This window comes from Aquimarina sp. AU119, from assembly GCF_900312735.1.
Classification (GTDB): Bacteria; Bacteroidota; Bacteroidia; order Flavobacteriales; family Flavobacteriaceae; genus Aquimarina; species Aquimarina algiphila.
This window is the reverse complement of sequence record NZ_OMPF01000022.1, coordinates 395161-420734: the sequence shown is the minus strand read 5'-3', so window position 1 is coordinate 420734 and position 25574 is coordinate 395161. Positions and strand designations below refer to the sequence as shown.

Annotated in this window: 23 protein-coding genes; 11 read left to right on the top strand and 12 right to left on the bottom strand. The window is 31.4% G+C overall.

Annotated features, from left to right (window positions below; genetic code table 11):
• Positions 1–103: 103 nt before the first annotated feature.
• Positions 104–271, bottom strand: coding sequence for a hypothetical protein (locus DK442_RS28495; RefSeq protein ID WP_200825142.1), 168 nt, complete (start codon positions 269–271; stop codon positions 104–106).
• Positions 272–445: 174 nt separating this feature from the next.
• Positions 446–961 carry a hypothetical protein gene (locus DK442_RS19740; RefSeq protein WP_143918121.1) on the bottom strand — a complete coding sequence of 172 codons (516 nt, stop codon included), beginning with the start codon at positions 959–961 and terminating at the stop codon, positions 446–448.
• Positions 962–1194: 233 nt separating this feature from the next.
• Here DK442_RS19740 and ychF point away from each other — a divergent pair, with 233 nt between their 5' ends.
• From ychF to DK442_RS19725, 3 genes are all read left to right on the top strand, one after another.
• Positions 1195–2289 carry a redox-regulated ATPase YchF gene (ychF, locus tag DK442_RS19735; RefSeq protein WP_109437610.1) on the top strand — a complete coding sequence of 365 codons (1095 nt, stop codon included), beginning with the start codon at positions 1195–1197 and terminating at the stop codon, positions 2287–2289.
• Between the two features lie 122 nt (positions 2290–2411).
• Entirely contained in the window at positions 2412–3311 is a 900-nt protein-coding gene (locus DK442_RS19730) for a DMT family transporter (RefSeq protein WP_109437609.1), read from the top strand.
• A gap of 214 nt (positions 3312–3525) precedes the next feature.
• Entirely contained in the window at positions 3526–5682 is a 2157-nt protein-coding gene (locus DK442_RS19725) for a response regulator (RefSeq protein ID WP_109437608.1), read from the top strand.
• A 4-nt stretch (positions 5683–5686) separates the two neighbouring features.
• On the opposite strand, the gene DK442_RS19720 is transcribed toward DK442_RS19725, so the two are convergent.
• Positions 5687–6451: an alpha/beta fold hydrolase gene (locus DK442_RS19720; RefSeq protein ID WP_235010997.1), complete on the bottom strand. Its 765-nt coding sequence runs from the start codon at positions 6449–6451 to the stop codon at positions 5687–5689.
• A 131-nt stretch (positions 6452–6582) separates the two neighbouring features.
• Between DK442_RS19720 and DK442_RS19715 the strand changes: the two genes are divergently transcribed.
• A complete protein-coding gene (locus DK442_RS19715; protein ID WP_109437607.1) occupies positions 6583–8460 on the top strand; it encodes a peptidase M61 in 1878 nt (625 codons plus the stop codon).
• Positions 8461–8508: 48 nt separating this feature from the next.
• Here the strand turns inward: DK442_RS19715 and DK442_RS19710 are convergent, their stop codons facing one another.
• The 3 genes from DK442_RS19710 to DK442_RS28490 all read right to left on the bottom strand — a co-directional run bounded on the left by DK442_RS19710 (position 8509) and on the right by DK442_RS28490 (position 10676).
• Complete coding sequence (locus DK442_RS19710; protein WP_235010996.1) at positions 8509–9039, bottom strand: GNAT family N-acetyltransferase; 531 nt, start codon at positions 9037–9039, stop codon at positions 8509–8511.
• 50 nt (positions 9040–9089) lie between these two features.
• On the bottom strand, positions 9090–9551 hold the full coding sequence (locus DK442_RS19705; protein ID WP_109437605.1) for a hypothetical protein: 462 nt from the start codon (positions 9549–9551) through the stop codon (positions 9090–9092).
• A gap of 315 nt (positions 9552–9866) precedes the next feature.
• Positions 9867–10676 carry a carboxypeptidase-like regulatory domain-containing protein gene (locus DK442_RS28490; RefSeq protein ID WP_200825141.1) on the bottom strand — a complete coding sequence of 270 codons (810 nt, stop codon included), beginning with the start codon at positions 10674–10676 and terminating at the stop codon, positions 9867–9869.
• A gap of 321 nt (positions 10677–10997) precedes the next feature.
• Between DK442_RS28490 and DK442_RS19695 the strand changes: the two genes are divergently transcribed.
• The 3 genes from DK442_RS19695 to DK442_RS19685 are packed head-to-tail and all read left to right on the top strand — an operon-like array spanning position 10998 to position 16381.
• Complete coding sequence (locus tag DK442_RS19695) at positions 10998–12857, top strand: DNA topoisomerase IV subunit B (protein WP_109437604.1); 1860 nt, start codon at positions 10998–11000, stop codon at positions 12855–12857.
• Positions 12858–12888: 31 nt separating this feature from the next.
• Positions 12889–15522, top strand: coding sequence for a DNA gyrase/topoisomerase IV subunit A (locus DK442_RS19690; RefSeq protein ID WP_109437603.1), 2634 nt, complete (start codon positions 12889–12891; stop codon positions 15520–15522).
• A gap of 16 nt (positions 15523–15538) precedes the next feature.
• Positions 15539–16381, top strand: a complete 843-nt coding sequence (locus DK442_RS19685; protein ID WP_109437602.1) for a mechanosensitive ion channel family protein — start codon at positions 15539–15541, stop codon at positions 16379–16381.
• 42 nt (positions 16382–16423) lie between these two features.
• On the opposite strand, the gene DK442_RS19680 is transcribed toward DK442_RS19685, so the two are convergent.
• The 6 genes from DK442_RS19680 to DK442_RS19655 form a co-directional block, all read right to left on the bottom strand.
• Complete coding sequence (locus tag DK442_RS19680; RefSeq protein ID WP_109437601.1) at positions 16424–17002, bottom strand: alkylphosphonate utilization protein; 579 nt, start codon at positions 17000–17002, stop codon at positions 16424–16426.
• A 97-nt stretch (positions 17003–17099) separates the two neighbouring features.
• The gene (locus DK442_RS19675) at positions 17100–17543 is read right to left on the bottom strand and encodes a GNAT family N-acetyltransferase (RefSeq protein ID WP_109437600.1); all 444 of its coding nucleotides are present in this window, start codon (positions 17541–17543) and stop codon (positions 17100–17102) included.
• Between the two features lie 101 nt (positions 17544–17644).
• Positions 17645–18295 carry a tetratricopeptide repeat protein gene (locus tag DK442_RS19670; protein WP_109437599.1) on the bottom strand — a complete coding sequence of 217 codons (651 nt, stop codon included), beginning with the start codon at positions 18293–18295 and terminating at the stop codon, positions 17645–17647.
• 59 nt (positions 18296–18354) lie between these two features.
• The gene (locus DK442_RS19665) at positions 18355–19155 is read right to left on the bottom strand and encodes a TerC family protein (RefSeq protein WP_109437598.1); all 801 of its coding nucleotides are present in this window, start codon (positions 19153–19155) and stop codon (positions 18355–18357) included.
• Positions 19155–19529, bottom strand: coding sequence for a DNA topoisomerase IV (locus tag DK442_RS19660; protein ID WP_109437597.1), 375 nt, complete (start codon positions 19527–19529; stop codon positions 19155–19157). Before DK442_RS19660 ends, DK442_RS19665 begins: the two co-directional genes overlap by 1 nt.
• Positions 19530–19598: 69 nt before the next feature.
• Positions 19599–20078 (bottom strand): helix-turn-helix domain-containing protein, encoded by a 480-nt coding sequence (locus DK442_RS19655; protein WP_109437596.1) that lies wholly within the window; start codon positions 20076–20078, stop codon positions 19599–19601.
• Between the two features lie 382 nt (positions 20079–20460).
• Here DK442_RS19655 and DK442_RS19650 point away from each other — a divergent pair, with 382 nt between their 5' ends.
• The 4 genes from DK442_RS19650 to DK442_RS19635 all read left to right on the top strand — a co-directional run bounded on the left by DK442_RS19650 (position 20461) and on the right by DK442_RS19635 (position 25574).
• Positions 20461–21618 carry a M14 family zinc carboxypeptidase gene (locus tag DK442_RS19650; RefSeq protein WP_109437595.1) on the top strand — a complete coding sequence of 386 codons (1158 nt, stop codon included), beginning with the start codon at positions 20461–20463 and terminating at the stop codon, positions 21616–21618.
• Between the two features lie 74 nt (positions 21619–21692).
• On the top strand, positions 21693–22172 hold the full coding sequence (locus tag DK442_RS19645) for an Lrp/AsnC family transcriptional regulator (RefSeq protein WP_109437594.1): 480 nt from the start codon (positions 21693–21695) through the stop codon (positions 22170–22172).
• 164 nt (positions 22173–22336) lie between these two features.
• Entirely contained in the window at positions 22337–24922 is a 2586-nt protein-coding gene (locus tag DK442_RS19640) for a phosphoenolpyruvate carboxylase (protein WP_109437593.1), read from the top strand.
• A 139-nt stretch (positions 24923–25061) separates the two neighbouring features.
• The gene (locus DK442_RS19635; protein WP_109437592.1) at positions 25062–25574 is read left to right on the top strand and encodes a DinB family protein; all 513 of its coding nucleotides are present in this window, start codon (positions 25062–25064) and stop codon (positions 25572–25574) included.

Sequence of the window (25574 nt, the reverse complement as noted above, 5' to 3'; positions counted from 1 at the left end):
TATAATTTTAGATTTTGAAAATCAAAGAGATATAGATTCATAAAAACAAAAAAAAGAGCCTTGTGGATTTAAGACTCTTTATAATTAAGATAAGCTTTTTTGATTAAAGGCAGACAGAATTAACAGGTAAGGCACATAATGGGAAATCCCATTCGCCACCACAAAGAAGACAATCTTCCTCATTTCTAGGCCATGCACCACCTTTAATCGCTTGTTGTTTATTTTTGTTCAATTTTTGAACTCCATTTAGATTTAAAATACTTTGTAACATAATTTTAGGTTTTAAGATTATATAGACTAAGATACATATTTATAAAACCATTAGTATTGAGTATAATAAACAATTAACAATTAGATTTCGTTAATTCATATAAATACGTAAAGTCGAACTCGTAGTTCAACTTTACTATGTATTATAAAAAGATTTTGATGATTTTGTATAAGGTTAATTAGCTTGATAAACTGTTGTTATAATCTCATCTGTTTTTGTATCATAAGCTTCAAGAATAAAGTTTTTATCTTTATCAAAATGACCGACACAATTATCTTTTTCTCCCATATTAACAAGATAATACCCACTTCCTATAGGTCTTACTTTTGAAACTTGATTACCTTCTTTTTTTAAAAAAGTAATAACAAAACCTTTATCATCGCTAACCTTATTATATTTTTCCATATCAGAAGAAGAATGAGACTTTTGTACTATAACTTCATCTTCTGTATATTGAGCAGATTGATTGGTTTTGTTTTCATCGCCTGGGTTAAGCTTGATCTGACTCTTTTTTTTGATCACTTCTTGTTTTTTAATCACTTTTTCTTCTCCATTTGGGCCTTTTATGCGAATAATCTTGGTTACTATTTCTTCAGATGAATTTTTGGTTTTGTTTTCATCTTCTTGCGCGTAGTTAACAGATGCGCAAATCATGAATGTCAATGTGACTAGTGTTTGTAAAGTTTTCATTTTGCGTATTTATTTTGGTTGTCAAATTTACAAAAAATGTAAAAAAGACTTTGGTTTGTATTTTTAATAAACGTAAAAAAGAGCCTTTTATGGTGTTTTTTTATGCTATTTGAATTAATCTATAATCTAATGAATCTGTTATTTGTTTACTACGTATGAATACCATTATCTTTGCATTCTCAAAATTTGGGATTTTATATTAAAAGATCCCGGTCATTATAATATTAAGTACCATGAAAGCAGGAATTGTAGGATTGCCAAATGTTGGAAAGTCAACATTATTTAATTGTTTATCTAATGCCAAAGCCCAGAGTGCTAACTTTCCGTTTTGTACGATAGAACCTAATATAGGTGTGGTTAATGTACCAGATTCTAGGTTAGAGAAACTTGAAGAACTTGTAAATCCTGAGCGAGTACTACCTGCTACGGTAGAGATTGTTGATATTGCTGGTTTGGTAAAAGGAGCAAGTAAGGGAGAAGGTCTAGGGAATCAGTTTTTGGGAAATATTAGAGAAACAGATGCTATTATTCATGTATTACGTTGTTTTGATAATGATAATATTGTTCATGTTGATGGATCAGTAGATCCTATTAGAGATAAGGAAACTATAGATATCGAATTACAACTTAAAGATTTAGAAGCTGTTGAAAAGAAAATAGATAAGGTAAAACGTGCTGCTAAAACAGGTAATAAAGAAGCTCAGAAAGAAGAGGCTATCTTGTTAGAACTTAAAAAAGGATTAGAAGCAGGTACCTCTGTTAGAGCTATTGCAGTTTCTGATGATGATCATATGGCATATGTTGCACCTTTACAATTAATTACAGACAAACCAGTGCTTTATGTTTGCAACGTAGATGAAGGAGCTGCTGTTAATGGAAATGATTATGTGAAAAAGGTAAAAGAAGCTGTAGCTAAAGAAAAAGCTGAAGTTATAGTTTTGGCTGTTGGAACAGAGGCGGATATCACAGAGTTGGAGGATTATGAAGAACGTCAACTTTTTTTACAAGATATGGGATTGGAAGAACCCGGAGCATCTGTATTAATTCGTGCTGCATATAAGCTATTAAATCAACAAACATATTTTACGGCAGGAGTTAAAGAGGTTAGAGCCTGGACAATAAACATAGGGGCGACGGCTCCCCAAGCAGCAGGAGTAATTCATACAGATTTTGAAAAAGGATTTATACGTGCAGAGGTTATCAAATATGATGATTTTATAGCATATGGAAGCGAAGCAAAAGCAAGAGAAGCAGGAAAACTTGGAGTAGAAGGAAAATCATACGTGGTAAATGATGGAGATGTAATGCATTTCTTGTTTAATGTATAATAAACAATATCAAGACATTTTAAAAAACCTTCCTATTTTTTAGGAAGGTTTTTTTGTGTTGGCGATTGTAATTTATACAAACCGTGATTATGACTAAAACTGAATACTACTATTTTTGAGAAATGCAAAACACCAAATTATCTTCGTATGGAATTGTACTGGCTGTAGTTGGAATAGTTCTATTTTCTGCGAAAGCTGTTTTAGTTAAACTGGCGTATAAGTATGAAATAAGTTCTGAACATCTATTATTATTTAGAATGGTGTTTTCGCTACCGGTTTATCTTGTGATTACTTTTTTTAATAAACCTGTACAGAAAGAAAAAATTAAAATCAAAGATTATAGCTGGATTGTATTTTTTGGGTTTGTAGGATACTATTTAGCCAGTTACTTTGATTTTCTTGGATTACAATTTATAAAGGCAGGGTTAGAGAGAATCATTCTTTTTTTATATCCAACATTAGTAATTATTATTTCAAGAGTTTTTTTAAAAAATATTATAACACGGCAACAGTTAGCTGCTATTTTGATAACTTATATAGGGGTAATTATTACATTTTGGGGAGAACTCCAGATGGAAACAGAAACCAATAACATTACGTTAGGAGCAATGTTAATCTTTTTGAGTGCATTAACATATGCTACTTATCTTGTAGGAAGTGGATGGCTGATTCCTAAATTTGGAGTGATAACCTTTACATCATATGCAATGATAATTTCTTCATTATGTATCATTATACAATATCTGGTTTTTGATAGAGGAGATATTATGAATTATCCTTTAGAATTGTATTTGATTTGCATTGCAATGGCAATTTTTTCAACAATTATACCGTCTTATCTTGTTTCAGCAGCGATAGCTAAACTAGGAGCATCTAATTTTTCTATTATCGCAAGTTTAGGTCCTGTATCTACAATAGTATTGGCATATTTCTTTTTGGGAGAAAACCTTTCATTAATACAAATTGTCGGAGCTTTAATTGTCATTTTTGGAGTTTACGTGATTTCAAAACAGAAAAAATAAGATAAAATCTATATCGATATAAAAGGATCAATGTTACTTTTAGGTGTTTTTTAATGTTTTTTTCATTAATTTAACATTCTGATAGTGAATATCTGTTTACAGATTTTGGGGAAAATCTTTAGGAATTACAAATTCACTGTATTAATAGAATACATATTAAATCTATAGTTTGGGAACTTTTAGAAAAGTATTGTTCGTATGTTACTTTATATTCATGGGATTTGTTTCTTATGGACAAAATAATGATGTAATAGAGGTTAGTGATAGTTTAGAAGTGTTCCTTTCAAAATCCAAAAAATTTCGTACTGCTTTCAAAATAAAAGAGTCATTGGATTATGCCATTAAAACAATTGATCTTGCACATCAATTAAATAATGACGAGTATATATGTAAAGGTCATTATTTAATGGTAAGTAATTATGAAGTTATAGAAGACTATAAAAACATGGAGTTTCATAGTCAGGAAGCATTAAAATATGCAAGAAAAGCTAAAGATACAGTAATGATATCATATAGTTTAAATGCGTTAGGTGGGGTGTATTCAGATGGACTTGGAGAGGTAGAAAGAGGTATGGATTATTTCAATCAATCGCTTGAGGTAGCAGAAAGGGTTAAAGACAAAAGCAAAGAATTTCCGCCTGTATTAAACATAGGGTGGATATATATTAAAGAAAAAGAATTTGATCAAGCATTTCCATATCTAAAAAAAGCCGAAAAATTAACCGAAGATCATGCAGGTTCTTTTGGTATTGTGGCAACAAGTCATGTGAAATACCTTTTAGGCCGTTATTATATTGGCAAAGAACAATATGAGAGATCTCATCAGTTATTAAATGAAGCTATAACAAACCTAGAAGGAATAAATGTTTTTTCGATCCTTAATGAGGCATATAAAGCAAAAGCAGAAGCTTTTGAAAAAGTAGGTAATGCAGACTCTGCACTATATAGCATAAATAAACACCTGTTTTATAGGGATAAACTATTAGATGAAGAAAAATTACAACAAATAGAAGTTGCTAAACTAAATTTTAATATAAGTGAATTTAAAAGAGAATTAGAAGCTAATAGAAGAGAAAAAGAGTACCTGGCAAAAATTGATAAGAGAAATATTGTTATTACTATTACTTCGATAAGTCTTATTTTGTTACTAGCTGGGATACTTTTTGTTTTTTATGGATATTCATCAAAGAAGAAACTTAATAAAGTATTAGAAGAACGAAATGAAGAGTTAATCAAAGCAAAAGCTGAAGCAGAAAAACTTACGAATACAAAATCTCAATTTATTTCTACCGTAAGTCATGAATTAAGAACTCCGCTATATGGGGTTGTAGGTATTACCACCTTATTATTAGAAGAAAATGATATTCCTGCCAAACATAAAAAACTCCTTAACTCTTTAAAATTCTCTGGAGATTATTTATTGGACTTGATAAATAAAGTTCTGAAAATAAGTAAAATAGAATCTAACAATGAAAAATTAACACGTACTCCAACTAACCTTCTTCAATTATCAAAAAATCTATTATACTCTTTTGAGTATCAGGCAAAGAATAAAAACAATGAACTTATCTTACAAATACCAGATGAATTGCCGGATGTATTAAGTGTTGACTCGCTTAAAGTCTCTGAAGTTTTAATTAACTTAATAGGAAATTCAACTAAGTTTACCGAAAACGGAAAGATATGGCTAAGAATTAAGATCATTTCCCTGGATAAGGATATGATCACAATTCGATATGAAATAGAAGATAATGGTGTAGGTATTCCCGAAGATAAAAAAGAATTTGTATTCGAAAAATTTTCTCAGGTAGGTAGGGAGTTTAACAAGGCAGAGGGAACTGGATTAGGGCTGTCGATTGTGAAAAATCTCTTAGAAATGATGGATAGCGAAATTCATCTGGATAGTAAAGAGGGAAGAGGGACACGATTCTATTTTGATTTAGAGTTAGAGGTTATAAATGAAAAAGAAGAACAAGACATCGATACGAATGCTGATGGGATTAATGCAATGTATAGAAGAATATTGGTTGCAGAAGACAATAAGATAAATCAAATTGTGACTAAAAATCTTTTAAACATAATAGGATATGATTGTACTATTGTAGAAAATGGTTTTAATGCTGTACAAATGGTTCAAAAGGAAGATTTTGACCTTATTCTTATGGATCTTAATATGCCGTACCTTAACGGAACAGAGGCTACTAGACGTATACGCGAATTTGATCAGACGACACCTATTATTGCACTCACCGCTTCAGAGTTAAGTGAAATAGAAGAAGAATGTATGGCAATTGGAATGAATGATATTATAAATAAGCCACTTAATAAAAATGACCTCAAGAATATAATTACAAAGCATTTATTGAGATAACACTTTATAAACTTCTTACAAACTTTATAGTTTCACCAATAACAACTTCAGGATTTTCCCGATGCGGAGTGTGACCTACTTCATGAATTAGTAATGATGTTGAATTTCCTTTAGTTGTATTTACAATAGCATTTACTTGATCAATTGTGCCATATTCATCTTTTTTACCTTGGATTATTAATGATGGACAGATGATGTGTGGTAAATATTCTTCAATATTCCAGGATTGATATGATTTGGATAACCAGGTTTTGGTCCATACTCTAAAAACGTCATCAGTCTTATCTCCATGATATTTTATTAATTTTTCCCTAAGATTTGTATTTTTATAGGCTTCAACGGCAGCTTTAATACCATTAATAGTTTCTTGTTCTACAAATACATGAGCTCCTTCTGTAATAATACCAATTATACTTTCAGGAAATAATGCGGCTGCAAGGAGTGCGATACTTCCGCCATCACTATGACCAAATAAGATTACATTTTTTAACGATAAATGTTTTATTATTTTTCCTAACGTCTGTGCTTCCTTTTTTAAATAGTTATGATCACGTTCTAAGGTTGCAAAAGGCTCTGATTGGCCATATCCCTGCCTGTCATAAGAAATAGCATTATATCCTGTTTCAGAAGCCAGTTTCTGAGGGAAATCTCTCCATAATTCATTGCATCCTAGAGAATCATGAAGAAAAATAAACGTCGGTTTTCTCTTGTCAATTAAATCGATTGTTGTAGAGAGTCGTAATCGATGATTATCAATTATTAAGTCCAAAATTGAGGTTTTGTTATAAAAAGTGCTAAAAATAAGCCAAAGTCTACACAAAATGTATAATTTGCGATATTAAAGTTGAAACACTCAACTTTTTTTTTAGTCTAGAAATAGTAAATAGTTAATTTTATACAATGAAGAACACATTAGCCAAGATTTCAATTGGTGTATTACTAATTGGATGTGGAACAAAGAACCCATCCAATGATATTGCAACAAACTCACCTATAGCGACAGCTATTGACTTAACTCAAGTTAAAGAAGATAAAATACCGGTTACAATAGATCCGGGACGTTTTACCCAAGATTCTGTAAAGTACTATATTCCTAAAGTAGTTCAGGGAACCTATGCCGTTAGTGATTTTGGAAAGTTTGTTGATGAGGTTAAAGCTTTTGATTATGAAGGGAATGAAATTAATATCGAGAAAAAGGATACTAATATATGGTTAATACCAAATGCTAAACAACTTGATAAAATAACGTATTTAGTAAATGATACGTATGATATTGAAAATACAGATGTCGGTACTCCTTTTTCCCCATCAGGAACTAATACAGAACCAGAAAATTACGTGTTAAACCTTCATGGATTTATTGGGTATTTTGATGTTTTAAAAAACAATCAGTATGCTTTGGATGTAAAAGCACCAACAGATATGAAAAGGACATCTGCGTTACAAAAAGTAGGATCAGAAACTAGTGAAGATGGTAAGGTTACTACAGATAAGTATTTTGCAGCTAGATATTTTGAGGTAACAGATAATCCAATGATGTATGGTAATCTTGATGTCGAGGAATTTATGGTTGGAGATATTAAAATTGTTTTGAGTATATATTCTCCGAATAAAGTACATACCGCAGCAAAAATAAAAGAGACTGTATTTAAAATGATGAAAGGACAAAAAGCATATCTTGGAGATATTAATAGTACCCCTCGATATGATATTTATCTTTATCTAGCAGAGGGAACTGAAGATTCGCCAACAGGGTTTGGAGCGTTAGAACATCATACGTCTACTGTTGTTGTTTTGCCAGAGCAAATGCCAGATGAGGCTCTTGCTTCGGCTATGATAGATGTAGTATCTCACGAATTTTTTCATATTGTAACTCCACTTAGCGTGCATTCTGAAGATGTACATTATTTTGATTATAATAAACCGACTTTTTCAAAACACTTATGGATGTATGAGGGAGTAACTGAGTACTTTGCTACTTTATTTCAAGTAAATCAAGGTTTGGTAGAAGAACAAGAGTTTTATGATAAAGTAATGGGTAAAATTCAAAGTGCAAATGGATTTGATGATACAATGAGTTTTACGGTAATGAGTGAGAATATTTTAGAAGAACCATACGCGTCCAATTATGTTAATGTATATGAAAAAGGAGCACTCATAGGAATGTGTATCGATATTTTGATGCGAGAAGAAAGTAATGGTACGAGAGGCATTTTATCTTTGATGAAAGAATTATCTTTAAAATATGGGAAAAACAAACCTTTTGAAGATGACAAAATTATTGAAGAAATTACTGCCATGACGTATCCATCGATTGGTGAATTTTTGAAAAAACACGTAGAAGGAAAAACACCAATTAATTATGAGAATTTCTTTAATAAAGTAGGGCTTTCTGTAGCGTCTGAAAAAGTGGAAACAAATTATATTCAAAATTCGGGAGCGTTAATTGTTGCTGGTAATCAAGAAAAAGGCACTATCTTTTTTACTGATTTAGTTTCAGACAACAGTTTCTGGGCAGATAATGGAGTGAAGCCTAATGACGATATCGTAGAGGTAAATGGTACAAAACTAACCTTACAGAATGCAAATAGTGTATTGGGTTCAACTTTTCAATGGCAAGAAGGAGATGATGTCGAAGTAAAGTTAAATAGAGCAGGAGAGGATATTGTTATAAAAACTAAAGTAACTAAGTCTTTTACAAATGGTAAAAAACTTAAAGCAGATACAGCAGCATCAAAACAAAAATCCACGCTTAGGGATGCGTGGTTAAAAGGATAACTATTCCTTATAGTATAAAAAAGGCCCTTTTAAAGGGCTTTTTTTATACTATAACATTAGTCGAAAACCAAAAACAGGTAGTTCTCCTTGTTTAAAATCTAAATCTTCAGACCTTTTAAATCCAATATTCTCATACATCTTCCATGCAATTTGCATTGCTTTTGTTGAGTGAATTATAATCTGATTTTGATTTTCATCTTTCGCTATTTCTATACAAGCTTCAGTCAAGAGCCTGCCTAAGCCATTGCCTCTGGTATTTACATCAACCGCTAACAGCCTAAAGCCCGCTGCGCCTTTCTCTTTTGTGGCAGTACCTCCCGAACCATAGTATTTCATATCACCAAAGTAAACCACACTCCCTCCAATCTTTCCATTAGGAGAAACGGCTACCAATAGCTTAGTCTTTGGGTTTTTTGTTAAATTTCCAATATTTGCAAGCATTGAATAATAGTTTGGTTGCTCATTTTTATTTGGAAAGCCTTCTAATTGAGAATATACATTAACCATTAATTCTCCTATTTCATCAAACTCATTCTGATTAGCCTCTCTTACATTATATTTTGTAGTGCCTATATTCAATTTAATTAGATTTTTGTTACATAAATAATACCTGTTTCCAAAAGAGAAATTTAACGTTTTACATACCATTTAATAGCAAATGGTACCAAACCATGTCCTAATATTTCTCCTGTAACTACATTTCGCATCATTGTATCAGATTTGCCATTTGTTGCTGCTATTAGCGACCATTCCAGGTTTTCTTTTAGTTTTACAGTTTGTGTGTCATAACTTGGCGTTTGCCCAATTATAGGATCTATTTGTGCAAAAACAATGGTGTCACTTAATATGGTTAAAAATTTTGCATCAGTAAAATGCTCAACTTTTTTGGTTTTATCACTTCGTCTTTGTGATGACCAATATACACGTATTTTTTCTCCATTTCGAACAGCTTTAATAAGGGTTTCAATTTTTCCTTCTAAGGCTTTTCCGTCTTTATCATTATGATAGATGAGTTTCCAGTTACTACTATCTTGTGCAAAACTGTGTATAGACAAAAATAAGATTGATAGTAAAACGATTATTTTTTTCATTCTTGAATTTTAAATTATGAAGTAATAGTTAATTATTCTTTATAAAGAATAGTTTAATAATAAGAGATTAAAGGTAAAAAGGAAATAAATTATTTAGACCTTTAATAACAATTCTTTAGCATAATGTACTAATGAACCGATAAAGAACTATTAAAAGAATATTAATAACTTTATTCTAAATTTTGGAGAAGCTTTTTTGAACCTCATTACTATTTAATAAGGATGTGATTATTTACAATGCTAATTAAAAACCGCCTATGATGTTAAATCATAGGCGGTTTTTAATGAGTTAGATTTCGTTTTGTTAAGTTGGTTTTATGGAATAACAACTGAAATTGCATCCACAGTATTGGTATTGACATTGGGGAATACAGTTCTTCCCAGATCAGGGTCTTCATAAGAATTACTATAAAAGTTATCTCCATATACTTTAAACCATAAGGTTTCTCCAGATTCGAAGCCTAGTGATCTGAAAAATGAAATAGAGAATGTTAAATTGGCCGGATTGCCAGTAGTACCAATAATAGGAGAGAACTGTGTATACACTTCATTACTTACATCATCACTTTTATGATAAAAAATTCGTATTCTTTTTACCAAAAGATTCTCTGTCATGGGTCGACTTATATTAAGTATAATAAAATTGCCTTCTATTCTAACAGAAGTAGCAGTTATCATGCTATTAGATATTTGACCTAATTTAAGGACATTGGCCATTAATGTAAATTCTCCTTCATCTTTATGCTCGATATTAAAAATTTTGTGGATCCCAAAACCTTCTTTCTCAAATACCAAATTATATGTGCCAAAAGGAACATCTTTTAAAGAATAATTCCCATTGAGATCTGTTGTGGTAGTAATTAATGGATCGCTTCCTTCTATACTTACAGACATACCAGAGTTATCAACCATACTTTGATCATCGTCAAATAAATCTACTGTTCCGATGATATCAGCAGCGGGTATAGGATCTGGTTCCGGCTCAGGTTCTGGTTCTGGTTCTGGTTCAGGTTCTGGCTCTGCAATTGGTTCAGGTTCAGGTTCTGGGATAAAATTATCATCATTACTACAACTTGAGAATAATAAGAATGAAAAAAGTAAAAAATAAATTGACAGTGTTTTCATGATTTTGTGTGTTTTTGTTTTCCAATTCGTATTTTTTGTTTAGTGTTTTTTATATTGGTTTTGAGGGAAGTTTTTTCGCTAAACAAATGTATGAAGCAAAGCACACTAGAGTCTATACGTATTTTTACGTATTTTTAAGGTGTTTTTTACCATTTTTGTTTCCTTATTATTAGATCTTAAAATTATTAGGTATAATTTATCAATTCACTGGATACCAAATAATCAACAAAATTCGTTATGCATTTGTTAATTACTTTGTAGGATGGCTATTTTAATTTAATAAGTGAAGCCTTATATTAGCAGGCATTCTACCCGAAATTTATGAGCAAGGAAACCAAATATACCGAAGATAATATACGATCCCTCGACTGGAAGGAGCATATCCGTATGCGACCTGGAATGTATATTGGTAAGTTAGGAGATGGATCTTCTGCAGATGATGGAATTTATATTTTATTAAAAGAAGTACTCGACAATTCGATAGATGAATATGTAATGGGTGCTGGTAAAACTATAGAAATTTCTATTCAAGGAGATAAGGTGATCGTAAGAGATTATGGTCGTGGAATTCCTTTAGGAAAAGTGGTTGATGTGGTTTCAAAAATGAATACGGGAGGGAAGTATGACTCTCGCGCGTTTAAAAAATCGGTGGGACTAAATGGAGTTGGTACCAAAGCGGTAAATGCGTTATCTACTTTTTTTAGAGTTGAATCTACTCGTGATGGTAAATCAGCTTCTGCAGAATTTGAAAAAGGAAATTTAACCAACCAGGAAACACTGGATGAAACTTCGCGAAGAAGAGGAACCAAAGTTTCTTTTGTTCCAGATGATACTATTTTTAAGCACTACAAATACCGTTCAGAATATGTAGCCAAAATGCTTAAGAATTATGTATATCTTAATCCAGGATTAACCATCATATTTAATGGAGAAAAATATTTTTCAGAAAATGGATTAAGAGATTTACTTGCTGATAATATAAATACAGAGGATCGTTTATATGATATTATACATCTAAAAGGAGATGATATTGAAATCGCGATTACCCATAGTAAAACACAATACAGTGAAGAATATCATTCTTTTGTAAATGGGCAACACACAACACAAGGAGGTACACATCAAGCTGCATTTCGGGAAGCTGTTGTAAAAACCATCAGAGAATATTATGGTAAGAATTATGAAGCGAGTGATATTCGTAAATCTATTGTATCTGCCATAAGTATTAAGGTTATGGAACCTGTTTTTGAAAGTCAAACAAAAACAAAATTAGGATCTACCGATATGGGAGGAAACTTACCAACAGTGAGAACCTATATTAACGATTTTGTAAAAACTAAATTAGATAATTTCTTACATAAAAATCCTAATACAACAGAAAGTTTACAACGTAAAATCTTACAGGCAGAACGAGAACGTAAAGACTTATCGGGGATTCGTAAACTGGCTCGGGAGAGAGCTAAGAAAGCTAGTTTACATAATAAAAAATTAAGAGATTGTCGTGTTCATCTTACTGATAGTAAGAAAGATCGTAATCTTGAAAGTACATTGTTTATAACAGAGGGAGATTCGGCAAGTGGTTCTATTACCAAATCCAGAGATGTGAATACCCAGGCAGTATTTAGTTTACGAGGAAAACCCCTCAATAGCTACAATATGAGTAAAAAGATTGTGTACGAAAATGAAGAATTCAACTTGTTGCAAGCTGCATTAAATATTGAAGAATCTTTAGAAGATTTAAGATATAACAATATTGTAATTGCCACTGATGCCGATGTCGATGGAATGCATATTAGGTTATTATTGATTACATTTTTCCTACAATTCTTTCCAGAACTTATAAAAGAAGGACATTTGTACATACTGCAAACACCATTGTTTAGGGTACGTAATAAAAAAGAAACCATTTACTGTTATTCTGAACAGGAAAGAAGAGATGCTATCGCAAAATTGTCAGGGAAACCCGAGATTACTCGATTTAAGGGATTAGGTGAAATCTCACCTGATGAATTTGTACATTTTATTGGAGATGACATACGTCTTGATCCGGTAATGTTGGATAAAGAAAAATCAATAGAAGAATTACTGTCTTTTTATATGGGAAAAAACACACCACAACGACAAGAGTTTATTATTGATAACCTAAAAGTAGAATTGGATACAGTAGAGGAAGAGTTGTAATTATTAAAGTGCCCCTAAATTATATATAGATTTGGAAAACGAAAACGAAGAACTAGATCACGATTTAACTCCAGAGGATCACCAGCCGCAAGAGGTGATTACTAAAGTTACAGGAATGTATAAAGATTGGTTTCTGGATTATGCATCTTATGTAATCCTGGAACGAGCAGTACCCGCAATAGAAGATGGCTTGAAACCAGTACAACGTCGTATTCTTCATTCTATGAAGGATCTGGATGATGGTAGATATAATAAAGTAGCTAATATTGTTGGACATACGATGCAGTATCATCCTCATGGTGATGCTAGTATTGCTGATGCTATGGTACAAGTAGGACAAAGAGAGTTACTAATTGATATGCAAGGAAACTGGGGTAATATACTTACCGGTGATAGAGCGGCTGCATCCAGGTATATTGAAGCACGTTTGTCTAAATTTGCACTAGATGTAGTTTATAATCCTAAAGTTACAGATTGGCAATTATCGTATGATGGGAGAAAGAAAGAACCCATTAATCTGCCGGTTAAATTTCCTTTGTTATTAGCACAAGGCGCAGAAGGAATTGCCGTAGGATTAAGTACAAAAATCCTTCCTCACAATTTTATAGAATTAATTGAAGCTTCAATTAAGCATTTACAGGGCAAAAGATTTACTATTTTACCTGATTTTCCTACTTCAGGAATCGCTGATTTTACAAACTATAATGATGGTAATCGAGGTGGTAAGGTAAGAGTACGTGCAAAAATTGCTCAATTTGATAAAAACACATTGGTCATTGATGAGATTCCTTTCTCTACTACAACTACTAGTTTAATTGATTCTGTCCTTAAAGCAAATGAAAAAGGAAAGATTAAAATTAAAAAAATTGAAGATAATACTGCCGCAAAGGTAGAGATATTAATACATCTTCCTTCAGGAATTTCTCCTGATAAAACAATAGATGCATTATATGCATTTACAAATTGTGAAGTATCTATTTCACCATTAGGTTGTGTCATTGAGGACAACAGACCTAATTTTATTGGAGTGTCAGAAATGCTGCGTCGTTCTACTGATAATACAGTAGAATTACTCAAAAAAGAATTAGAAATTCAACTTGAAGAACTTCAGGAACAATGGCATTTTGCATCTTTAGAAAGAATATTTATAGAAAACCGTATTTATCGTGATATTGAAGAGGTAGACACTTGGGAAGGAGTTATAGAAGCTATAGATAAAGGGTTACAACCTCATATAAAACATTTGAAGCGAGCAGTAACAGAGGAAGATATTGTACGCCTAACTGAGATTCGAATTAAACGTATTTCAAAATTTGATATTGATAAAGCCCAGCAAAAAATAGAAGCTCTGGAAGAGGATATTGCAAAGGTAAAATACAATTTAGAACACCTTATACAATTTGCAATTGATTATTTTAAAAGATTAAAAACAACATACGGAAAAGGGAAAGAGCGTAAAACCGAAATCAGGATTTTTGATGATATTGAGGCTACCAAAGTTGTTATTCGTAATACAAAACTATATGTAAATCGTGAAGAAGGTTTTATAGGTACTTCTCTGCGAAAAGATGAATATGTAGCAGATTGTTCAGATATTGACGATATTATCTGTTTTACAGGTGAGGGAAAATTGATGATAACCAAAGTAGGAGCAAAGACCTTTATTGGCAAAAATATTATTCATGTAGCAGTATTTAAGAAAAAGGATAAGCGTACCATTTATAATATGATTTATCAAGATGGTAAAGGGGGTTCGTCTTATGTAAAACGTTTTGCTGTTACAGGGGTGACTAGAGATAAAGAGTATGATTTGGCACAAGGTAAAAAATCTTCAAAAGTCATATATTTTTCTGCAAACCCTAATGGCGAAGCCGAAGTGATTACTATTTTCTTACGTCAGGCAGGAAGTATTAAAAAACTAAAATTTGATCTGGATTTTTCAGATTTATTAATAAAAGGTCGAGGGGTAAAAGGAAATATAGTTACCAAATACAATATTAAGCGAGTAGAGCTCAAAGAGCAAGGAGTCTCTACCTTAAAGCCACGAAAAATATGGTTTGATGACTCTGTACAACGTCTTAATGTTGATGGAAGAGGAGAATTGTTAGGTGAATTTAGAGGAGAAGATCGTTTACTGGTGATTACTCAAAAAGGTATAGCAAAAACAATTATCCCAGAGATGACACTGCATTTTAATTCAGATATGATCGTTCTGGAAAAATGGAAACCAAAAAAACCAATATCTGCGATTTATTGGGATGGAGAAAAAGAAAGATATTATGTTAAACGTTTTCTTATCGATAGTCCTGAACGAGAAGAAATGTTTATTACAGAGCATCCTAAATCATTTTTGGAAGTAGTATCTACAGATTATAGACCTATTGCAGAAATGGTATTTACTAAGCTTCGAGGAAAAGACCAACGCCCGAATGAAGAAATAAATCTTGAAGAATTTATTGCTATTAAGGGAGCAAAAGCACTAGGAAATCAGTTAACTACACATAAGGTAAGACAGATCAATTTATTAGAATCTTTACCATATGATGAGCCAGAAGCACTACCGGCAGAAGAAATAGAGGTAATAGAAGAAGAGAATGTTTCTTCTTCTGATTCTAACGGAACCACAGAAGTAGATGATGATAATGAGCAACCGACATTGTTTTAGATTACACAATTCTTAGGTGACAGAATTAATTAAAAAATATATCAATGTAGAAGATATAGAAGGTGTTATTCTGTACGCTTTTATTATTATTCTGATCAGTTGGGGTATTTCTTTGGTTGTTAAGTGGTTATTAATTCTTTTTTTAAATAGAAGACAAAAACGAGGGAGTTATAATGTCACAAAACTAAAATTTGTAAAAAACTCAATACGTTTCATTTTTATTATCATTGCTTTTGTGATTATTGTTGGAACTGTTCCTTTTTTAAGAAGACAGGCTACACTAATATTTTCTGGAGCAGGTATTCTAGCTGCAATTATAGGTTTTGCAGCTCAGGCAGCAATATCTAACCTTATCGCCGGAGTTTTTATTGTTTTGTTTGAGCCCTTTAGGATAGGAGATTATATCAAATTAGACCTTGAACGAGTTGGTATTGTTGTCGATATAACACTTAGACATACAGTAATTAATACGTTTGAAAACAAGAGATTAATCATACCAAATTCTATAATTAGCACAGAATCCATTCTAAATCATACTATTGAGGATAGCAAAGTACTTAGTTTTAATAATTTTAAAATAGGATTAAAAGCAGATGTGGATGTGGTTCGAAAAATTATTTTAGAAGAAGCAGCAAAATTAGAATATATCGCTAAGTTTAAAGAAGAAGAAAATAAGGTTGTTTCAGAAGTTCGTGTAATTGATGTTCATGAATCTTATGTTCATGTTAGGGCATATGTATGGATTTCGGAGCCTTTTAAGGAGTTTAAAATGAAATGTAAACTCAAAGAAAATGTACATAAAAGATTTTTAGAAGAAAATATAGAAATGCCAGTACCTATTCGTAGAATAATAAATTGATTAGGAGGCCGGCCTTTTAAGTAATATATCTAAAGTAATCTATTATGTTTTTTTGACAAATTTAGTAAGGATTACTATGTGTTGGCCACTTACACGTCCTTCTATATGTTCAGGATTGTCATACACTAGCGAGATATTACGAACAGCTGTACCTCTTTTTGCTGTGAAATTTGCTCCTTTGACATCCAAGTCTTTTATCAAAACAACAGAATCACCTGTTTGTAAAAGTGCTCCATTAGCATCTAAATGTTTTATAGCCTCATCTGGGTCATCACCTTCACCCGTTGCTGCAGCCCATGCCATTCTATCTTCATCTAGATATAGCATATCAAGTAAATCTTGAGGCCAACCTTCAGATTTTAGTCTATTTAGCATTCTCCAGGCCATTACCTGTACAGCAGGAACTTCACTCCACATACTATCATTAAGACAACGCCAGTGATTAGGGTCTATACTTTCTGGGTTTTCAATTTGATCTAAACAAATTTGAGAAATAAGAATATGAGCATCTATACCGGTTCCAGGAGATTTTGGAACCTGATAAACTTTTAAATTTTCAGTTTCTCCTGATAATTCACATACAGATCCGCTACGTTTAAGTAATTCTCTTTCAAGACTCATATTCAAGACTAATATTTGATACGTTTTTTAGAAATACAAAAATGCCTAAAATATTATAATTATGATAATTCTACATCACTTATATTTATTGAAACTCTTATTTTACGAGCAATAGAACTTCTTTGTCATATGTAGAGTTACACCATTGATATTTTGAAAACACCTTATCAGGAATTTGATAATTATATTTTTGATAGTCTACAAAATCAAATTTTGAATAAAAGCTTTTGAGATTTTTGAAAGGTAAACACCAAACTCTTTTCTCAGGAGTTGTAAGTTCTAATAGTTTTTTTACTATAGCATCTGCAATTCCTAAACCACGATATTTACTAAATACATAAATGCCACCTAATTCTAAATGATCAGCATCGATTTTGGTTAATCTCCCTAATCCACATTTTTGATTTTCGATCTCAGCAATAACGATATCTTCGGTATCAAAATTAGATGAAGTAAAATCCACCTCCTTATATTTCATGTTTATCCAATCCATTTCAGAATGGATTGCTTTTCGTACAGTTATATTATTTGATTGCCCCATTATTTTTAGTTAGACATAGATTTGTTGTCTTAGAAAAGAGTAGAGTATAAGTTATTTCTATATCTTAATTGTATTTTTTTAAATCAAATGAGAGCTGTCAATTATTTAGATTTTCTTTTTACAAGTTCTATAAATAATACGATTTCTTGTTTTTTTGTTGCATCAAAAATAGATTGATAAATTTCGAGTGCCTTGTTGTAGTTTTGTTTTCTTTCATAGAGCCATCCTAAAAAAAACATACTAGGCACATGATTTGGATTCATTGTAAGACATTCTTTGTAATCAATTTCTGCCTTTATTAAATCATTGTTGGCAAAATATAAATTAGCTCGCTCCCAAAGCAAATCAATTGTTTTGTTTTCTGAGAGCTTAACATTAATGGATTGCACTTTAGATTGACTGTACTTTTTTTTCATTGCAAGAATTGACTGCGCTCTTAGATTATCAAAGTAATTGAAGTATGCATCACAATTTTTGACTAAATTCTGTTGCATTTCAAAAAATATCTTCTTCCCTAATTCCTGACCTTGTTTGTATTCTGGAACAGATGAATTTTTATCAATTAACTTATCTAACTCGGTTTTATAAGTATCAATATGTTTTGTAAAACACTTTTCTAATATACTGGTGTCATCACCTTTATTTTCTGTAAAACAAATACAGACATCTTGACTTATCTTTTCTATGATATCTTGTTGTCCAAAAATTGATATAGAAACAAGAAAAAGCAATACTGTTATATTCTCTTTCATGATAATTTTATTTTTTATAAACTTAAAGAGTTCATATAATTAGTATTCTATTTTTCTTTTTAACTAGTTGTTTTTTTATTTTTTTTGCGCAATTTAAAGTTTAAAAACTCAATAAATAAAGAAAAAGCTATGGTAAAGTAAAGGTACCCTTTAGGTATCGTACCTACTTCACTATCAAATATTTGCAAATGAGCTAAATGTGCTGCTTCTGCAATTAACATAAATCCAATAAGGATTAAAAATGAAAGTCCAAGAATTTGAACCGATGGATGTTTATTTACAAAACGCCCAACAGGGGTCGCGAATAACATCATGATTAAAACGGAGATAACGACAGCGATAATCATGAGTAATAAAGCATCATTAGGATTCTCACTTAATCCGTTTGTCATACCAACCGCTGTAAGTATAGAATCAAAAGAAAAAACAACATTAATCAATGTAATTTGTACAATAGCGTTAGATAATGATGTTGAACTTTTGGCTTCGATTTCTTTCTCCTCTTCACCTTTTTCATCTACTTTTTCATGAATTTCATGTACACTTTTATATAATAAGAAAATACCTCCTCCAAACAGAATTAAAGCTTGACCACTTATACCAGCTTCTATCCACGGCAGGTTGATGTGCCAAAAAGGAGCTTCCATAGCGACTAGTAATGAAATCCCAAACAGTAAAACAATACGCATTAGCATAGCCAACATTAACCCTATATTCGTAGCTTTTTTCTGTTGTTTTTCAGGTAATTTACTAGAAGCTATTGAGATAAATATTATATTATCAATACCAAGTACAATTTCTAGAAAAGTAAGTGTAAGTAAAGCTACCCAGGCATCAGCCGATGTGAAAATTTCTAACATTATTTTATTTTTTTTGCAGTTCCTCGTTCTTTATTAGTTGCACCTACAAGTCCGTATTCAAAAGTGTAAGTGTTTTTATCTGTAGATAAGATTTTCATATGTATGGCTTTTTCTTCTGCCATACTTTTTGGATGCAGTTTTTGTACAATATATTCACAATCATTGATCCATCTAACACTAGAAGTATCAGTCTTTCCTCTGAAATAATCTATTTCTATTTTTCCATCGCGAATAAACGTAGTTTTTACTAATTCACCATCTAATAAGGTTTCAAATTCAAATGTTCCCGTATGAAAATTTAAACAATCACGTTCTTCTTGCTGACAGCTGATTGTCAATAGTAAACAAAAGAATAATAAGAGTATTCGTTTCATGATGACTTTAAATGAAAAACGAAAATAAATCTATTTCGATAAAGTTAATAGGCAGGAAGAAAAAAGTTGTTAAGATTTTTTCATTTGATAAGAAGTAAAGGTACCATCTTTATAGAAAATCACAATACGATCGATTTCACCTTCTGAAGAAATAACTCGCGAAACCTTCTCAGGGGAAGATATATTTTGTTGAACATTTTCTTTTTCTGAAGATGACTGTGAGAATAAATCTTGTTCTGTATCTATAATTGGAGTAGAAGTTTCTTGTGTATCAGTAGGAGGTTCTAAAATAGTTTTTTTTTCTTCTACAATGGTATTTTCTGATTTAGGAAATGTTCCTTTTCCATATAATAACCATTGTAACTCTACATCACTATAGGCATCAACTATTTTCATAACAAAGTCTAAACTAGGTTTATTTCGTCCACTAAGAATATGAGAAATAGAAGAGCGACCTACTCCCATATAATCTGCAAAGGATGAAGCCGATACGCCATAATAATCCATTACTTTTTGAATTCTTTTACCAAAGTCTTTATTGTTTACCATTGTAAACGAGTTTTAGAATAAATATTGATTACAAAGGTAAACAATTTTGGTCAGAAGTATAGTTTACAATTGTAAACCAAAGAGCTCTACGCTTTAATAATTTGTTTAGGTAAATACTCTTAATAATCTCATTTAGATAATTTTATAATATATAATAAAAATACTTTAATTAATTTACTAATAACTATTATACAATTGGAAACTACTAAAAACAAACTGTTTACCATTGTAAACATATGCAGCAAAAACCATTGTTTACAAATGTAAATATCTTCTTTTTACAATTGTAAACCTTATCCTAGTTTACATATGTAACTAATTCTTTTATTTGTTATGAATCCTCAACAAACTATAGTAATTTCGTGACCTTCTAATACATACTATGAATATTGATACATTAAAAAACTGGTTTACTTTATATAAAGAACCTTCCTTATTTGGACGCTACATTTGTTTAGATCACATTAGCCCTCTTTTGGACGAATTATCAAAAAAAGTTGACCTTAGACAAATAGGTTCTTCAGAAAATAACGCTCCAATACATTTAATAACTTTGGGAACTGGACCTAAGAAACTTTTGTTTTGGTCACAAATGCATGGTAATGAAAGTACAACTACAAAAGCTATATTTGATCTTATTAATCTACTTATAGATTCAAATAATAATATTGCTTCAACTATTTTGAAAGAATGTACATTGTATATTGTGCCTATTTTAAGTCCAGATGGAGCAAAGGCATATACAAGGCTAAATTATAATAAAATTGATCTTAATAGAGATGCCCAAAATAAGACTCAGAAAGAAAGTGTTGTTTTAAATGACTTAATCCAACAGATAAAGCCAGATTTTGGATTTAACCTTCATGGGCAACGTACTATTTTTAGTGCAGGAGAAACCAATTATCCTGCGACAGTATCATTTTTATCCCCAGCAGGAGATGCTAAGCGCTCAATAACTAAAAGTCGAAAACAGGCTATGCAGGTAATTGCAAAAATGAATGAGGTGCTTCAAGAATGCATACCAAATCAGGTTGGGAGGTATGATGATGGTTTCAATTTAAATTGTGTAGGAGATACATTATCATATATGGGTATACCAGCAATATTATTTGAATCTGGACATTATCCTAATGACTACGATAGAGAAACAACAAGACAATATATATTCTTTTCATTAATTACTTCATTACATTATATAAGTACAACAGAAATTACTGGAAAGGGATATAAAGATTATTATTTGATACCAGAAAATGGAAAATGTTTTTATGATATCATTGTTAGGGATGTTATTCTTAATGGAAAAAATACTGATATCGCCATACAGTATAAGGAAGAATTAACCAAAAATAATGTCAAATTCATACCTAAAATTGTTAAAATCGATAATCTTCAAAAGTTTTATGGACATAGAGAGATTATTGGTGAAAAAAGAGCAATACGTAACGAAAACGTTACAGTAGAGATAGTTCCAGAGGCAGAGCTGTTAAAATTTTACCTAGATTCTGAATTATTCTTAATAGAACAAGCAAAAAGTTAAAATAAAATGTGTGAATACTTGATTTTTCTGCTAAATTTGCAATGTAAATAATCGGGAAAAATAATATTATTACTATGGCAAAGTTTAAATTAGACGAAGTAGATCATCAAATTTTGGATATGTTGATTGAAAATACCCGTACACCTTTTACAGATATTGCAAAGAAACTATTGATTTCTGCAGGTACTGTACATGTGCGAGTAAAAAAAATGGAAGAAGCTGGAATTATTGAAGGGTCTTCATTAACATTAGACTATAAGAAATTAGGATATTCATTTATAGCATATGTTGGTATTTATCTTCAAAACACCTCTCAAACCAAGTTTGTTTTGGAGAGAATTAATCAAATACCTTATGTTACGGTTGCTCACATTACAACAGGGAAATTTAATATTTTCTGTAAAGTAAGAGCAAAAGATACTAATCATGCTAAGGATATCATCTTTAAGTTGGATGATATTGATGGAGTGTACCGTACAGAAACTATGATTTCATTAGAAGAAAGTATTAATGACAAGAAACGCTTGATGCATTCTATTTTTCAGGAATTATAAAGGGATAACTTTTTAAATATAAATATAAGCCCTTTAGGAAAAATTTCTTAGAGGGTTTTTTAATTCAAGAAAAACTTCTGAATGATTAGGAGGGCAGAGTTGAATAGAAACCTCTTGATAGTAAAGAAGTTATATTAACCAAAAACCATATTACCACCACACACATGGCTAGAAAACCAAAGATCGAACGTTTTAATGAGAATGTTCTAGCAAAGTATCAGATATACAATAGTATATTTATTACATTACCTTTTGATACTATTAGTAATACAGGAGTTTTATTACCACTGTTTAAAGAAGTATGTGAAAAAGGATACGACGAGCATAAGAATCCTACTGAAATTGTAGAAGATTTTTTCAATCTTTATCAGGATAACCCATCGACTACCGAAAAACACGATTTACTATTTAGATTTATCCAGTATATCGAGCGTCAGGTAGTATTATTTGATGCTATAGAAGATGCAGCTTTTCCTATAGTTAATAATATGGACGGTCGAGGGACATTAAGAAGTATTAAGGAAGAGGCTCAGGCAAAAGGACAATTAGAGGAACTTAAAGATTATTTAAAACGTTTTAAGATTCGTCCAACACTAACTGCGCATCCTACTCAATTTTACCCAGGAACAGTATTAGGAATTATTCATGATTTAGATGCCGCAATTAGAGATAATGATTCTCCTAGAATTCAAAAACTGTTAGCGCAATTAGGTAAAACTGCTTTTTTTAAGAAAGAAAAGCCAACTCCGTATGATGAGGCAGTAAGCTTGATTTGGTATTTAGAAAATGTATTTTATCATGCTGCAGGGAATATTTATAATTATGTACAACAAAACATTTTTGAAGGAGAAGATCTGGAAAATGATTTAATTAATCTTGGTTTTTGGCCTGGAGGAGATAGAGATGGAAATCCGTTTGTAACGACAGAAACTACTTTGAAAGTAGCTAAAAGGCTTCGTAAGACCATTTTGATAAATTATTATCGAGATATGCGATCGTTAAAACGTAGAATTACATTTGGTAATCTTCAGGATAAAATTGCAGTTTTAGAACATGCATTGTATGAGAATTTCTATTATGCAAAAACAGCAGAACCATTGTCAATCGAAACATTGATGAATGGATTGTTAGAGATAAAGGAGGAGTTGATTTCTCAGCATCAATCTTTGTTTCTTGATGAGTTACAGGATGTAATCAATAAAGTAAAGATTTTTGGATTTCATTTTGGAACTCTGGATATTCGTCAGGATTCAAGAATTCATCATAAAGTACTTACAGAAGTAGTACAAAAAACCAATGCGCTAGGATTAGGTTTTTTTCCTGATAATTATGACACGCTATCTTCAGAAGAACAGTTCGAAGTACTTTCGAAAGTAAAAGGTAAGTTAGATCCATCTATTTTTGATGATGATATTGCCAGGGCAACAATAGAATCTATTTATGCTATAAAAACCATTCAACAAAATAATGGAGAGCGAGCGGCTAACCGTTACATTATCAGTAATAATGGTAATGAACTTAATGTAATGGAAACTTTTGCAATGATCAGATTATGTGATTGGCAATCTCCAACAGTAGATGTTATTCCACTTTTTGAAACGGTTCCTGATTTAAAAGTCTCTCATGAGGTGATGGAATCTTTATATAGCAATCCAGTATATATGGAGCACCTGAAACGTAGAGGAATGAAACAGACTATTATGCTTGGATTCTCTGATGGGACCAAAGATGGAGGATATCTTATGGCAAACTGGGGAATTTTTAAAGCTAAAGAAGCTTTAACTGAAATCTCAAGGAAATACGATGTAAAAGTAGTGTTCTTTGATGGTAGAGGTGGACCTCCGGCAAGAGGAGGAGGAAATACAAATCAGTTTTATGCATCTCTAGGGCCAACTATCGAAGATGAAGAGATTCAGTTAACTGTCCAAGGACAAACGATTAGTTCTAATTTTGGGACATTGGATTCTTGTCAATATAACCTGGAACAATTACTTGGTGCAGGAGTAGAAAATCAATTGACTAGTAATGAAGGCAATCTTTTTTCTAAAGAGAATAAGGAGACTATGCAAGAATTGGCAGATATAAGTTATCAAACTTATGTTGATTTTAAAAGTCATCCTAAATTTCTTCCGTACTTAGAACATATGAGTACTTTAAAATATTATGGAAAAGCAAATATTGGTAGCCGCCCATCTAAACGTAGTAAAAGTACAACTCTTGATTTTGGAGACTTACGAGCTATTCCGTTTGTAGGAAGCTGGAGTCAATTAAAACAAAATGTACCAGGTTTTTATGGAGTGGGAACAGCATTAAAAGCATTTGAGGATAAAGGAGAGTTTAAGAAAGTTGAATCATTATATAAAGGGTCTCCTTTTTTTAGAACTTTAATCGGTAACAGTATGATGAGTCTTACTAAATCATTTTTTGAACTGACTTCCTATATGAAAGAAGATGAAGAATATGGAGCTTTTTGGGATATTATTCATGAAGAATATCTATTAACAAAACGATTGCTTTTTAAATTGACAGGATATTCAGAATTGATGCAAAATGAACCTGCAGGGAAAGCATCTATTGATATTAGAGAAAATATTGTATTGCCATTACTTACGATACAACAGTATGCTCTCAAGAAAATTCAGGAATTAAGAAGAGATGATAATGTAAAACCAGAGGACTTAGTTATTTATGAGAAAATGGTTACCCGTTCTCTATTCGGAAATATTAATGCAAGTCGTAATTCTGCATAAAAACTAATAAAGTACTGTTAAGAATATTGAAAAATGAGGTGGAATTATTAATTTTCTGCCTCATTTTTATTTCTGAATAATTATGCTTGATATTTATATCAAGATTTTAACAGTCATTTTTAATTTATAATAAAAAGTTATGTTGTCTCAAATAAGCGAAAACGAATACAATCCTTATTATGCTATGTATATCTCAAAAGCAGAATATCCAGATATTGTATTAGGGCTGCAAAATAGTCGTGAAGAATTTGTTGATTTTGTACAATCTATTCCAGAAGATAAAATGACTTATGCTTATGCAGATGGAAAATGGACAGTTGCAGAAGTATTACAACATTTAATTGATACAGAACGTATTTTTTCATACAGAGCATTGCGTTTTGCAAGAAATGATCAAACACCTATTATGGGTTTTGAACAAGATGATTATGTTCCTAATTCTAATGCAAATCATTATAGTAAAGAAGATATGTTATCCGATTTTGTAGCAGTAAGAAATAGTTCTATAACATTATTTAAAAGTTTCACAGATGAAATGCTAACCAGGATAGGCGAAGCCAGTAAAAGTCCAATGAGTGCTAGAGCTGCTGGGTATATATTATCAGGACATCAAAAACATCATTGTGAAATTATTAAAGAAAGATACCTCTAA